This is a genomic window from Flavihumibacter fluminis (assembly GCF_021491375.1).
In the GTDB taxonomy this organism is placed as follows: Bacteria; Bacteroidota; Bacteroidia; order Chitinophagales; family Chitinophagaceae; genus Flavihumibacter; species Flavihumibacter fluminis.
On the sequence record NZ_JAKEVY010000005.1, the window covers coordinates 206,749 to 220,088 of the forward strand.

A 13,340-nucleotide genomic window follows, 5' to 3' on the forward strand; every position below is an offset into this window, starting at 1 on the left:
AACTCGATTAATTATGAAAAAACTTACCAACTTTACAATACTATCACTTTTCTTTTTTTCAGGGATAATGAGCTCCTGTAAAAAAGATATTCTGGAAACGATACCAAACGACAGGGTTTCTTCTGCCATTTATTGGAGAACTGAATCAGATGCTATTTATGGTGTTAATTCGGTGTACTCTGCATTGGATGCAGTAAATCTTTTTGTATTAGATGGCGTCTCTGATATTGGCCATACCAATACTACGTTCACAGTAGAGTTCAATATTGAAAATGGAACCTACGATGCTTCTCATTCCAGAATTCAAACAGAATGGCAAAACGGATTTCGTGGGATTTTTCTGGCTAATGATGTATTGGCTAATATTGATAAAATAACCACAACCAACACTGCACTGCTCGATCGGTTAAAAGCAGAAACAAGAGTATTACGCGCTTATTATTACCTCAAATTAACTGGTTTGTATGGCGACGTCCCTTTGATTACAAATCCTATAACAGCAGCAGAAGGTCTGTCTATTGCACGTACTTCACAGGCAGATGTGTATGAATTTATTTCAACTGAATTGGCCGCTGCTTCAAGCGCATTGCCTGCTTCTTATCCAACAGCCGAAAAAGGCCGTATTACCAAAGGGGCCGCCCTTGCGTTAAAAGCTCGTGCTCACCTGTGGTCGGGGGATTTTGCACAGGCGGCTGAAGCTGCAAAAGCAGTCATTGATTTAAACGTTTATGGGCTTGTTGATGAATATGGTAAGCTATTTACTTATGCAATGGAAAATAGCAAAGAAGTAGTATTTGACAAGCAATTTCTGGCTGGTACACTAACGCACAATTCATTTGCCTATATGGGCCCCTATAGCCAGCGGAATAGTAGTAGTAATTTTGTTCCTACCAAAGCTCTGGCAGATTTGTATACTATGAAAAATGGAAAGGAAATTACCGATCCGGATGCTGGATTTGACCCGATGCAGCCATATTTAAATCGTGATCCAAGAATGCGATATACTATGTATCTGGATGGAGATCCATTGCCAAGCGGTATATTGTTCAAGCCTGTACCCGGACAAGGTGGAGCAGATGAAGTAGGTAAAACGCAATACAATACCAGTACAGGATATTCTCTTAAGAAATACGTTGTAGCTGAAGATCTTCAAACCCCGGGAGCGAGTGGCTTAAATTTCATTTTGTTGCGCTATGCTGAAGTATTGTTGACCTATGCGGAAGCGAAAATTGAATTAAACCAGCTGGATGCATCAGTTTACGATGCAATTAATGCTATCAGAACTCGACCTGACGTTGGACTTCCTGAATTGCAAGCAGGTTTGTCACAGGATGAATTAAGAAAAATTGTTCGTAGAGAACGGACGATTGAACTTGCATTTGAGGGTTGGAGATTATTTGATATACGGCGCTGGAAAATTGGTGAACAGGTAATGCGTGGACCGGTTTATGGAATTACCTATTTCGAAAATGGGAACCCGGTTACAATTGAAGTTCCAAGTGTAACCCGTGTATTTGATCCGGCCAAACATTATATATGGCCTGTTCCACAAAAAGAAACAGCACTCAATCCAGCATTGGGTCAAAATCCTGGCTGGTAAGAAAATCAGATATAAAAAAGCTGGTACCCAACCGGTACCAGCTTCTATTTTTCTCAATAACTGATATTCTGATGTATTCACATTGCTCCAGCAGGCCGAACTTCTAAACCGGGTGTTTGTGTTAGACCATCACCCAATGTTCTGCGATAGTAGTCAGCTCTTTGATTTAATTCGTTAACTGCTTCCGGGTAAAGTTGTTGTACATCCCGGTCTTCTCCAGGGTCTGTCCAGAGATCATACAATGCCAGTTTAACCGAGTCAGTACCATATTTGCCCGGGAATCCATTTAAATTTGGAAAAGCGGGAGGACCATAGGTTTGAGAATTTGCAGGGAACACCAGTTTGAAACGTTCATTTCGAATAGCCTTCAAATTGTTTTTGTCGTAGTAATAAACAAATTCCTTTCTGCCACTTTCCTTTGAACGCCCTAGTAACATTTCCGAAAGATTAATGCCATCAATTTTTTGGCTAGGTGATGGTGCACTGCAGAATTTAACCAATGTAGGAAGGATGTCCATGGTGGTAGTTAGCTGGTTGCTAACTATACCTTCAGGTAATTTCCCTTTCCAACTCATTATACAGGGAACTTTCACTCCACCTTCCCAGGCTGTGCCTTTGCCTTCACGCAAGCCGGACGTATTTCCTGCATGATTCCCAAAAGTCAGCCATGGACCATTGTCGCTGGTAAATATGATCAGTGTGTTTTCGAGGAGTTTGTTTTCCTGTAATGTTTGCATAATGGAGCCAATCGACCAATCCACTTCTTCCATGACATCGCCAAACAATCCACCCTTGCTTTTCCCTCTGAATTGCTCACTGGCGGCAATCGGAACGTGGACCATTGGATGTGCCAGATACAGGAAAAAGGGAGATTTTTTATTTGCTTTAATAAATTGGTTGGCACGTTCTGTAAACCGCCGAGTTAAAGTTGCCTGATCCTCCAATGTACGTATGAATTCAATTGGTTTATTTCCTTCGATTAAAGGCAATTGGGGATAAGTGGAACGAAAACTGCTAGTATCAGTCCATGGTTTGCCATCATAATGAACGGGCCACATATCATTGGAATAAGGAATACCCAGGTATTCATCGAAGCCATGCTGAAGAGGAAGATAAGGTTCTTTATGACCCAAATGCCATTTACCAACCATACCTGTTTTATATCCGGCTCTTTTTAATAATTCAGGTATAGTCTCTTCGTTTAAGTTGAGCGCAATTTTGGATGTATGATTAATAGCACCCGATATTCCGATGCGCGTTGGATAACAACCGGTAAGTAATGCACTACGAGATGCAGTACATACAGCCTGTGCTGAATAAAAGTTGGTGAACCGGATACCATTGTGGGCTAGTTTGTCGATATTAGGAGTTTGGTATGGACCACCTCCATAACAAACAGGGTCTCCATAACCCATGTCATCCATGAAGATCAGTACAATGTTTGGTTTTGCAGGATCAGGAGGCAGATCCGTTAGCCTTTTTTTCGGGTTGAAAGATACCAATATGGCGCAACCGAAAAGTAAAGAAAAATTTAATTTTCGCATATTGTTTAATTTGATTGAAGATACTTAAAAATCAGTCTGGATAAGCATTTCAGGGATATTGCTAAAAAAATATATTTATTCTTTTAATTTTTTAATATGAAAAATAATTCACGGTTATTCACAAACGAATTACTGTTTCTGATGGTGCTTTTATTGATTTCATTTTCGACTGTTGCACAGCAAAAAAATCAGCCTCCCAATATTATTTATATCCTGGCAGATGATCTTGGATATGGCGACCTGGGTTGTTATGGTCAGACAAAAATCAAAACCCCTAACATTGACCAATTGGCGGTGAGAGGAAAAAAATTCACAAGTTTTTATGCCGGTAGTACGGTATGCGCTCCCTCCAGGGCAGCACTTATTACAGGCTTGCATACCGGTCATGTTTCGGTTAGGGGTAATGGTGAGTTCCCGCTTCCGAAAGAAGAAAAAATACTTCCGGAGTATCTGAAAGAAAAGGGATACGTGAATGGAATGATGGGCAAATGGGGATTAGGACTGCCCACTACCAGTGGTTCACCTGAACAGCGCGGATGGGATTATTTTTCAGGTCATGTACATCATGTGGAAGGCCACTACCAGCATCCGGATTCTGCCTGGCAGATTCAGGGAAATCAACTGAATAAGATTCGTATTCCCGGTGGCCAATATGCCAATGAATGGTTTACGAATGAAGCATTGAATTTTATCCGGAATGAAAAGGATCGTCCTTTTTTTCTGTATCTCTCCTTCACGCTTCCACATGCCGAACTGGTGGTACCGGATCAATTCTTGCGACCCTATCTAAATGCTAACGGGGAGAGTCTTTTTGCTCCTGAAACAGCACACGCACCCGGGCAACATTATGGTCCACAAGCTTTTCCAAAGGCTGCTTATGCAGCCATGATTACTCAAATGGATTCCTATGTTGGAAAAGTAGTGGATGAAGTCAGCAAACTTGGACTGACGGATAATACCATTATTATTTTTACCAGTGATAATGGTACCCACCAGGAAGGTGGCAGAAAACGGTCAGACGCAATGGACTATTTTAAAAGCAGTGGACCTTTAAAAGGCATAAAGAGAGATTTATATGAAGGTGGTATCAGGGTGCCTTTTATTGTTCAATGGCCGGGTGTAATTGAAGCCGGAACCAGCACCGATCTGCCAGCTGCCAACTGGGACATCGTTTCCACTTTCTGTTCGCTGGCCGGAATACAGGTGCCGGATACGGATGGAATTTCGTTGGCACCGGTTTGGTTGAACAAAGCCAGGCAATCGCTACTGAAAAAGATGCAGAACAGGCCCTTTTACTGGGAGTTCTATGAGCAGGGGTATAAACAGGCTGTACGTAAGGGAAACTGGAAGGCCATTCGTTACTACCAGGGTGTGAATCCGGTTCGCACTGAATTATACAACCTGGAAACAGATCCGGGAGAAAACAAGAATTTATCTTCTGCTAATCAGCAGTTAGTAAAAGAATTGGAAGCTGAAATGGAAAAGCTTCGTAAACCTGCCAGCAATCCTGCTTTCCAGATAAAATAAAAAAAACCATAACCGGCACTAAGCAGGTTATGGTTTAACAAGTGTTCGGTGAAAATTATTTCACGTTAGCACTCACGATTTTTGCCAGATCAAACATAGAGATCTGATTTTTGCCCCCGAAGAGCGTTTTCAGTTTTGCATCCGCATTGATCATGCGTTTGTTGGTGCTGTCCTGAAGTTTGTTCTTTTTGATGTAATCCCAAATCTTCTTGGTGATGTCCGGGCGGGAAGCAGGCTTGGCGCCAATTACATCAGCCAGTGCTGCACTCGGAGTTAAAGGTGCCATAAAGGCTGCATTGGGAGTGCGCTTTTTAGCAGCTTTTTTGGGAGCAGCTTTTTTAGCAGCTTTCTTAGGAGCAGCTTTTTTTGCAGGAGCGGCTTTCTTTGCAGCTTTCTTTGCAGGAGCAGCTTTCTTCGCAGCAGCTTTTTTAGGAGCAGCTTTTTTAGCGGCAGCTTTCTTTGGTGCGGCCTTTTTTGCGGCGGCTTTTTTGGTTGCTTTGGCCATGACGGTCTATTTTATAAGATTTTTGTTTACCGGAACAATTTAGGCATTAAAAGCAGATTGTTACCTGTTCTCCCTCGGGTGTTAATAAGTTACCCTCTATTTTGGGGAAAACGCCCCTTTTTTGGGCCTTTTCACCGGGGAAAACACCAAAAATTGGTCATTTCCCCTAGGGAAGGAACTGTTTTTTTGACAATTTGCTGCTTTCTTCCCCTGTGATAGCGCCCTTCTTTGCACTCCTGTCCCGGCTTTTCGCTAAGTTTTTAATCACTTTTCCGAGGTATCAGAACGATTTCTCAGTCACCCCAAAATGGATGTTTTACGAATGAAATATCAGCCGGAAAAGGATCCTAAAGCCGATTTTACAATTCGTTTATGCATCACTGTTATTAAACTTTACCCTGTTTATTTTTGTATTCTTGTATACCGATTACAGGTAGTGATTTCATGGAACTCATTATACAGAAAAGAATTCAGCAAACAAGGGATGCAGTGAGTCTTTCAATTGCCAGGGCAGATGGAACTCCCATAGTTTACGAACCCGGACAATTTATCACGCTCATTTTTTCAACGCCATTTGGTGAAAAGAGGAGAAGTTATTCATTTTCTTCTTCACCAGCAGCCGGTGATGCACCAACCATTACAATCAAAAAAATCACCAATGGAGAATTTTCTAGAAAGCTGGTAGAACTGTCGCTGCCTGGTGACCAATTGCAGGCTAGTGCTATAAGCGGCTTGTTCACACTTCCAAAACAAATCAATCCGGGACAACAATTTTTTTTCTTTGCTGCTGGTAGCGGGATTACGCCCTGCTTTTCTCTCATCAAAACCTTGTTGTATACTTCCTCCTGTAGAATCGTGCTGATCTATAGTAATCGCGATCAGGAGTCAACTATTTTTTATAATGAACTGCTTGAATTAAAAGAACGATTCAAATTCCGGTTCGACATTCGTTTCCTCTTTAGTAATCTCTTTGATGTTTACAACAGTCGCCTTGGTAAATGGTTGCTTCCCCAACTGCTGGAGCAATACCGTAAATCAGAGAAATCCCTGCTTCAATTTTATGTTTGTGGTCCATGGGACTATATGCAGATGGTTCAACTCACCCTGTTAAGTGAAGACATAAAAATCCAGCAGATTCATAAGGAGCAATTCAGTACTCTGCCCCGTATGAAAAAACCGGTTCCTCCTGATACCGATTCACATACAGTGCATTTTGATTTCAAGGATCAAAAGCATCGCTTAACAGTTCAATATCCTGTTTCCATCCTGATGGCAGCCAAAGCAGCCGGTATCCCAATGCCTTACAGCTGCGAATCCGGGAGATGCGGTAGTTGTGTTGCTACCTGCACCAAAGGAAAAGTATGGATGGCTTACAATGAAGTGCTGATGGAGGAAGAAGTAAGTGCAGGCCGTTTCCTATGCTGCCAGGCCTACCCAATTGGTGGCGATATCGAGGTGCAGGTTTAATACAGCAGCTCCAGCAATGAATTCTTCACACGTATTGCTCCCGGTGATTCTCCTGTGTATTTTTTGAATACCGTACTGAAATATTGCGGGGAGGAAAAATTCAGTTCATAAGCAAGCTCGGTTAAATTCAGGGCAGGATCTGCTACGATTTTTCGTTGTGCTAACTCAATCTTTTTTCGCTGCATATAATCCGCCGGCGTAAAACCGGTTAGCTCCTTAAATAAATTTTTAAATCTTGACTCAGATAAGTTCATTTCACGGGCCAGTTCAGATACAGAAGGATTTTCCGTGAGTTTGGCATCTATAAATTGGAGTACTTTATTCAATCGTTCGTTTTCAGCTTCTTTCGCCTGGCAATCGATCCGATCCAGCAGACATAGCAACAATTGCTGTATCTCCAGGTGAATCCGGATTCTTTTGATGTCCTCATCTTCCGGATTGGCTGCAATGGTATAAATATCTTCCAATACCCGTTTGATGTCTTTACTGCCACGGAAATGGCGCCGTTTCCGATCAATGATCAGGTTGCATAATTTCACCAGATTATTGGGAATAGATCTGTCCAGTTTGATCAGGATCCAGTACAGGCATCCCTTTTCTTCCGGATGACCACCAGAGCCATGTACTTCACCCGGATAATGAATAAACACATCCCCGCCTTTTACCAGGAATTGTTTTCCATTTACTTCAAAATACTGGCTGCCCTTGTCGTAATAACAGATTTCAATCATGCCATTATGCACATGATTGGGAAGTTTTTCTTCCGCTTTATTGTAATTGTATTTTCCAAGGATCTGTAAATCTTCAAATCCCAATTGTTTGAAATTGAGAATTTTTTTGCAGGATCCGGTTTCACGATCGAATAGCATGGCAAGCAGTTTTGGTTGGTAATCCGCACTCTCAAGTTAGGAAATACCAGTCAATTACGCAAGCCGATGATTTTATTGCGGATTTGGGACCGATTGCAATGCTTTTTTTACTACCGGCGCCACTTTGGTGCCCAGCAGTTCAATGGATTTCATAGCCAGTTTATGAGGAAGCGCTCCGATAGACATCTGCGCCAGGTACCGGGTATGCCCAAATAATTCGTGCTCATACAGTATCTTATCAATTACCTGCTGCGGACTACCCACCAGTAAAGCACCCTGTTTTCCTGCGGATGCATCATACTGGGACCTGGATAATCCTGGCCAACCTCTTTCTTTTCCAATCCGCGTCATCACATCCGCATAGGGCGGAAAGAATTCGTCGAGCGCCTGTTGCGAATTTTCGGCTATATATGTATGTGAGTTCACTGCCAGTTGCAGTTTGGCCGGATCATGCCCTGCCTGTACATACCGGTCGCGGTATAGTTGTGCATAGGGTTTGAACTGAGCCGGCTGTCCGCCTATGATAGCTAATGTCATCGGTAATCCATACTCAGCTGCCCGAACCACTGATTCCGGTGTTCCGCCAACCGCCACCCATATAGGTAAGCGCTCCTGTGCAGCTCTCGGGTATACACCCCTGTTAGGTATGGTCTGGGTTAGTTTGCCTTCCCACCGTATTTTCTCTTCTTCATTTATACGCACCAGCATTTCCAGTTTCTCTGCATAGAGCGCATCGTAATCTTTCAGGTTGTAGCCAAACAAGGGAAAGGATTCAATAAAAGATCCGCGTCCCGCAAGGATCTCAGCCCGTCCATCCGACAAAAGATCCACCGTAGCGAACTGTTGATAAACCCGCACGGGATCCTCAGAGCTTAATACCGTTACTCCTGATGACAATTTGATTCGTTTGGTCTTTACTGCCGCTGCCGCCAGCACAGTAGTGGGAGAGGAGACAGCATAATCCGGGCGATGATGTTCTCCTATAGCAAATACATCCAGCCCCAGCTGATCAGCCAGTTCAATTTCTTCCAGTAAATCTTTCAATCGCTGTTGTGCTGAAACCGACTCCCCGGTGATTGGATGAGTTCCGAGATCAGCAAATGAACAGATTCCTATTTCCATACCTCTATTTTATATTTTTTGTTTTTCCTTGCGGGCAAATTGTTTGCGGGCTTTCTGGATTTCATCCAGGTGCGCATGTGCCCATTCCGATAACAGTACCAGTTGTTCGAGCAGGCTTTCTCCCAGGGGAGTCAGTGCATATTCCACGCGCGGTGGTCGCTCTGCATAAACAGTTCGCTTTACTAAACCATCTTCCTGCAAGGCCCTCAATGTTACCGTAAGCATGCGTTGAGAGATTCCTTCGATGGAGGATTTAAGCTCTGAAAACCGCAGGGTACCATGCTTGCCAAGCAACAGGATGCTGTGCATGGTCCACTTGTCGCCATAACGGGCCATGATGTCCTTAACCGGACAAACCGCTTCTATTTTTTTTCGATTTAACAATTGCTTCCTGCAAAGTTAAGTAGCTTTGGTTACTTAAAGTAACTATTATGCAGTCATTAACAAATAAGACCGCCCTGGTTACAGGGGCTGGTAAGGGAATTGGCAAGGCCATCGCATTGGCGCTGGCAGCAGAAGGTGTTCACCTGGGTTTGCTGGCCAGGACGGAAAAAGATGTAAAAGAACTGGCACATGCTATTGAAGCAAGAGGTGGTAAGGCAGCTTATGCCACAGCAGATGTCAGCAACCGCCTTGCTGTTGAAAAAGCAGTGGCCGATCTGAAAAGCAAGCTGGGTAAATTTGATATTCTCATCAACAATGCTGGTACCGGAACATTCGGTGGTTTCCTGGAGCTGGATCCCGAAACCTGGGAACAGCAGGTGAAAGTAAATCTCTTCGGGGTGTATTATGTTACCCGCGCCGTATTACCGGATATGATTGAAGCAAAAGCAGGCGATATCATCAATATTTCCTCCACCGCAGGCAAGGCAGGCAGTCCGGTTACCAGCGCTTACAGCGCCTCCAAATTCGGTGTGTTCGGTCTATCCGAAAGCCTGATGCAGGAAGTCAGAAAACTGAATATCCGGGTAACTGCACTGGCACCAAGCACCATCGTAACAGACCTTGCACAAAGTGCCAACCTGATCAAAGGAGATCCTGAAAGAGTGATGCATCCTGAAGATTTTGCGGAACTCGTGATAGCACAGCTGAAACTTCATCCAAGATTGCTGCTGAAAGAGGCCAGTATTTTTTCTACCAATCCGGGTTAAAAAAGGGCGACTTACCAGTCGCCCATATGCTCGGGAATAATTCTTTCCAGGGTAGTTTTATCTATTTCTTTTTCTTTCCAGTTTGGATCGTATTTCACAAACCAGCTCAACCACAAAGAGCGGGACAGGCGCATGAATACCGGTTGTAAAGCAATTAGCAATACTGCATTGGTAATGCCCCAATACAATACTCTGTAATCGCCGTCTTCCAGTGAAAATCCAATCAATACCCACCAGGCAATAAAGGTTGCTACGGAAAACGCAACAGTAAGCGCATAACTTACATAGGCTGTTCCATAATAAAATCCAACTTCAATTTCAGTGGGCTGCTGACATACGGGGCATTTGTCATTCATCTTCAGAATCTTTCCAAACGCATAAGGGTTGGAGGATTCAAATATCTTTCCCTCCCTGCATCGGGGACAACGGTTAGATAATACTGTTGACAAATAGCCAGGGTGATTTGATTCTTTCGCCATATCCTTCCTGTTTTTTGCAAAGGTACCGGATGCAGCTCCAAGAAAAAGTGATTATTATCACCCTATTGGCTACAATACCTTTTCCATCTGCATACTGCGGGAGCCTTTGATCAACAGGTAAGCGTCTTTCAAATCCTGCTGCTTCAGCCATTCATGCGCTTCCATACTGTTCTGGAGCTGAATATAGGGATGTGTAATCTTTCCAAAATCTCCTCCTACCAGCACCACTGCCTTCCAGTTGCCGCTACCAATCAGATCAATAATACCCTGGTGCTCCACGATGCTTTCCTCACCCAGTTCTGCCATGGCACCGAGAAAAAGGTATTTATTGTCAACCTTTAGTTGCTTAAAGTTTTCAATCGCAGCCCGCATACTGGTTGGGTTGGCATTATAGGCATCCAGTATGATATGCATGCCATCGCGCCTGATTAACTGGCTCCGGCTGTTTTCGGGCTGGTAAGATTCTATGGCTTTTTTGATGGCATCATCCGGAACACCGAAACATTTTCCAACTGCCACTGCTGCCAATACATTGGGTGCATTGTAATCACCTACCAATTGCGTGGATACAAGACCGATAGCTGAACCTCTGGTCACCTGTACCTGTAAAAACTCCCGCTGGCCTTCGGGGTCCGGAACAGCTGTACCAACCACATCACCCTCTTTGGTGCCATACCGGATAACGGTTTCAATGCCCTGAGACATGCGACGCAGGTGTTCATCATCCCACATCACAAATGCTGTTGCTTCATGGGCACGCAGGTAATCGAACAGTTCTCCTTTTCCTTTACGTACACCCTCCACACCACCAAATCCTTCCAGGTGGGCTTTACCCAGGTTGGTTATTAGTCCGTGTGTTGGCTCTGTATAGGTACAATAACCTGCAATCTCTTTCTGATGATTCGCACCCATTTCCACTACTGCCATATCCGCATCCGGCTGAATGCGCAGTAAGGTAAGCGGGATGCCAATATGGTTATTCAGATTGCCAACGGTTGTATAGGTTCGGTAAGTAGTGGCCAATACCTCGTGAATCAGTTCCTTGGTGGTTGTTTTTCCATTGCTGCCGGTGATGGCCAGTATGGGAATCCTGAATTGCCGCCGGTGATGCAGGGCCAATTGCTGCAGACAGGTCAGTACATTGTCCACCACAATCATGCGGTCATTTTCCCGGTAAGCCGGTTCATCAATAATGGCATAGGCAGCACCTGCTTCCAGGGCTTTTTTGGCAAACTCATTGCCGTTGAAATGCTCGCCTTTAAGTGCAAAGAAGATATCTCCTTCCTTTAATTTCCGGGTATCGGTTTGAACGGAAGGATATTGTAAAAAGAGTTGATAGATTTCAGGAATGGTCATATACGAAAATAAAAAAGAGCCGCCATACAGCGACTCTTTATAAGTAAGGTTTCAAAAATTATCTCTTACGGGAATTCTGTTTTCTGCTCTTGTAGTTAATACCGGTTTTGCGACCGTTACCTTCAGGGCTACCCACGCGGTCCATTGCACAACGGAAACCTACAGTTGAACTAGCCTGATCTTCCTCCAGGAAACGACGTGTACCAGGGCTCAGCCAATAAGCACGATCATTCCAGCTACCACCTTTGATTACGCGGCTCTTGTCGCCAATCAGGGTTGTGATACCGTATCCGTAGTTTACACCCTGGATCAGAGAATCACCATCCAGGTAGTTGATCACATCAGCACGCTGGTAGTTACGACGATCTTTGCTTTCGTCATCTGTCATCATACGATACTTGATACGACCCAGGCTATCACGGGTTGGTTTGTTTTCACTTGCATCGATATCAACAGTAGAGAATTTGTTACCACGATAAGGAGCAACATCATCAAAGTCGGTCAGTGAAAGCGGACGATACACATCAGCAGTCCACTCATTCACGTTACCACTCATGTTATAGATACCGAATCCATTTGGATAGAAAGACTCAACCGGAGCAGTGTATACAGCACGGTCGTTTAATCCGCCTGCAACACCCATATTATCACCTGATCCACGCTTAAAGTTGGCCATGAAAGTACCCTGCCAGCTTCCTTTACGGGTATCACGCAAACCGTTTACGTTGTTGTTCCAGGAATAAACCTGCTTGTTGGCAACCAGTTCTTCACCACGCTTACCTTCTTTTTTAGAGGGCTGCGGATTCTGGTTTACATAACCCAGTGCTGCGTATTCCCACTCCGCTTCTGTTGGGAGGCGGTAGTTTGGCAACAGGATACCATCTTCGAAAGTAACCTGTGTACGGGGTGTGCCGTTCGGGTTTTTAAGCGTATTCTTTTTAGACTTGGCAGCCTTACCAGGAGTTGCCTGAAATTCACCAGTCAGGTATGATTTGGTATTGAAGTTTTCTTCAGCAATACCGGAAATGTTCTTCAGTGACTTGTCGTTGATAAAACCTCTTTTAATCAACTCCAGCTCGTTCACGCGGTCAGTTCTCCAGAGACAGAAATCATTTGCCTGCTTCCAGGTTACACCAACCACCGGATAATAATTATAAGAAGGGTGGCGGAAATAGTATTCCACCATCGGCTCATTGTAAGCCAGCTCACTGCGCCAAACCAGCGTATCAGGCAGTGCACCATTGCGGATCGGAGCATGCTCATCTCCATCAAATACAGTATTGATCCAGTATAAATATTCGCGATAGTGAACGTTGGCAACCTCTGTGCGATCAATATAGAAGGAATTCACCGTAACACGGCGGGGGGCATTGTTCCAGTCACCCATTACATCTTCTTCAGTTGCACCCATGGTAAAGGTACCACCCTGAACAAAGATGAGACCGGGACCAGTTCTCTGCTCTTTCTCTTTGGAGACCTGGTAGCCTCCCTGGTTTTTGTCATTATAATTCCAACCGGTTACGTCCGATTTTTCGGGTTTTTTGCCAAATATCTTCCCGTTTTTACAGGAAGCTACCATTGCGGCGCAGGATACAAGGATTGTGAGGTTTTTCCAGTTCATATTGATAGCCATTTAAGCTGGTTTTAGACAGTTATAACGGAACAGTTTATCTATTATTGTGTTATTTTCTTCGACCAAATGCGAATATAATCAGATAAA

At 44.0% G+C, this 13,340-nt stretch carries 12 protein-coding genes; 4 read left to right on the forward strand and 8 right to left on the reverse strand.

Going from position 1 to position 13,340, the window contains the following annotated elements; translation table 11 throughout:
• Positions 1-13 precede the first annotated feature (13 nt).
• On the forward strand, positions 14-1,600 hold the full coding sequence (locus tag L0U88_RS18465; protein WP_234867966.1) for a RagB/SusD family nutrient uptake outer membrane protein: 1,587 nt from the start codon (positions 14-16) through the stop codon (positions 1,598-1,600).
• A gap of 77 nt (positions 1,601-1,677) precedes the next feature.
• On the opposite strand, the gene L0U88_RS18470 is transcribed toward L0U88_RS18465, so the two are convergent.
• On the reverse strand, positions 1,678-3,144 hold the full coding sequence (locus L0U88_RS18470) for a sulfatase family protein (RefSeq protein WP_234867967.1): 1,467 nt from the start codon (positions 3,142-3,144) through the stop codon (positions 1,678-1,680).
• A 96-nt stretch (positions 3,145-3,240) separates the two neighbouring features.
• Here L0U88_RS18470 and L0U88_RS18475 point away from each other — a divergent pair, with 96 nt between their 5' ends.
• Positions 3,241-4,671 carry an arylsulfatase gene (locus L0U88_RS18475; RefSeq protein ID WP_234867969.1) on the forward strand — a complete coding sequence of 477 codons (1,431 nt, stop codon included), beginning with the start codon at positions 3,241-3,243 and terminating at the stop codon, positions 4,669-4,671.
• A gap of 55 nt (positions 4,672-4,726) precedes the next feature.
• On the opposite strand, the gene L0U88_RS18480 is transcribed toward L0U88_RS18475, so the two are convergent.
• On the reverse strand, positions 4,727-5,176 hold the full coding sequence (locus L0U88_RS18480; protein WP_234867971.1) for an SWIB/MDM2 domain-containing protein: 450 nt from the start codon (positions 5,174-5,176) through the stop codon (positions 4,727-4,729).
• A gap of 444 nt (positions 5,177-5,620) precedes the next feature.
• On the opposite strand from L0U88_RS18480, the gene L0U88_RS18485 reads away from it, so the two are divergent.
• The gene (locus L0U88_RS18485; protein ID WP_234867972.1) at positions 5,621-6,643 is read left to right on the forward strand and encodes a flavin reductase family protein; all 1,023 of its coding nucleotides are present in this window, start codon (positions 5,621-5,623) and stop codon (positions 6,641-6,643) included.
• Here the strand turns inward: L0U88_RS18485 and L0U88_RS18490 are convergent.
• From L0U88_RS18490 to L0U88_RS18500, 3 genes are all read right to left on the reverse strand, one after another.
• Positions 6,640-7,512 carry an AraC family transcriptional regulator gene (locus L0U88_RS18490; RefSeq protein WP_234867974.1) on the reverse strand — a complete coding sequence of 291 codons (873 nt, stop codon included), beginning with the start codon at positions 7,510-7,512 and terminating at the stop codon, positions 6,640-6,642. The two genes, L0U88_RS18485 and L0U88_RS18490, sit on opposite strands and share 4 nt — an antisense overlap.
• Before the next feature lie 72 nt (positions 7,513-7,584).
• Positions 7,585-8,634 carry an LLM class flavin-dependent oxidoreductase gene (locus L0U88_RS18495; RefSeq protein ID WP_234867976.1) on the reverse strand — a complete coding sequence of 350 codons (1,050 nt, stop codon included), beginning with the start codon at positions 8,632-8,634 and terminating at the stop codon, positions 7,585-7,587.
• Positions 8,635-8,643: 9 nt separating this feature from the next.
• Positions 8,644-9,018, reverse strand: coding sequence for a winged helix-turn-helix transcriptional regulator (locus L0U88_RS18500; RefSeq protein WP_234867978.1), 375 nt, complete (start codon positions 9,016-9,018; stop codon positions 8,644-8,646).
• A 47-nt stretch (positions 9,019-9,065) separates the two neighbouring features.
• Here L0U88_RS18500 and L0U88_RS18505 point away from each other — a divergent pair, with 47 nt between their 5' ends.
• Positions 9,066-9,785 (forward strand): 3-ketoacyl-ACP reductase, encoded by a 720-nt coding sequence (locus L0U88_RS18505; protein ID WP_234867979.1) that lies wholly within the window; start codon positions 9,066-9,068, stop codon positions 9,783-9,785.
• Between the two features lie 11 nt (positions 9,786-9,796).
• On the opposite strand, the gene L0U88_RS18510 is transcribed toward L0U88_RS18505, so the two are convergent.
• The 3 genes from L0U88_RS18510 to L0U88_RS18520 form a co-directional block, all read right to left on the reverse strand.
• Positions 9,797-10,264, reverse strand: coding sequence for a DUF983 domain-containing protein (locus L0U88_RS18510; protein WP_234867981.1), 468 nt, complete (start codon positions 10,262-10,264; stop codon positions 9,797-9,799).
• Positions 10,265-10,333: 69 nt separating this feature from the next.
• Positions 10,334-11,620, reverse strand: a complete 1,287-nt coding sequence (locus tag L0U88_RS18515) for a UDP-N-acetylmuramoyl-tripeptide--D-alanyl-D-alanine ligase (protein ID WP_234867983.1) — start codon at positions 11,618-11,620, stop codon at positions 10,334-10,336.
• A 58-nt stretch (positions 11,621-11,678) separates the two neighbouring features.
• Positions 11,679-13,253 carry an SUMF1/EgtB/PvdO family nonheme iron enzyme gene (locus tag L0U88_RS18520; protein WP_234867985.1) on the reverse strand — a complete coding sequence of 525 codons (1,575 nt, stop codon included), beginning with the start codon at positions 13,251-13,253 and terminating at the stop codon, positions 11,679-11,681.
• Between the last annotated feature and the right edge of the window lie 87 nt (positions 13,254-13,340).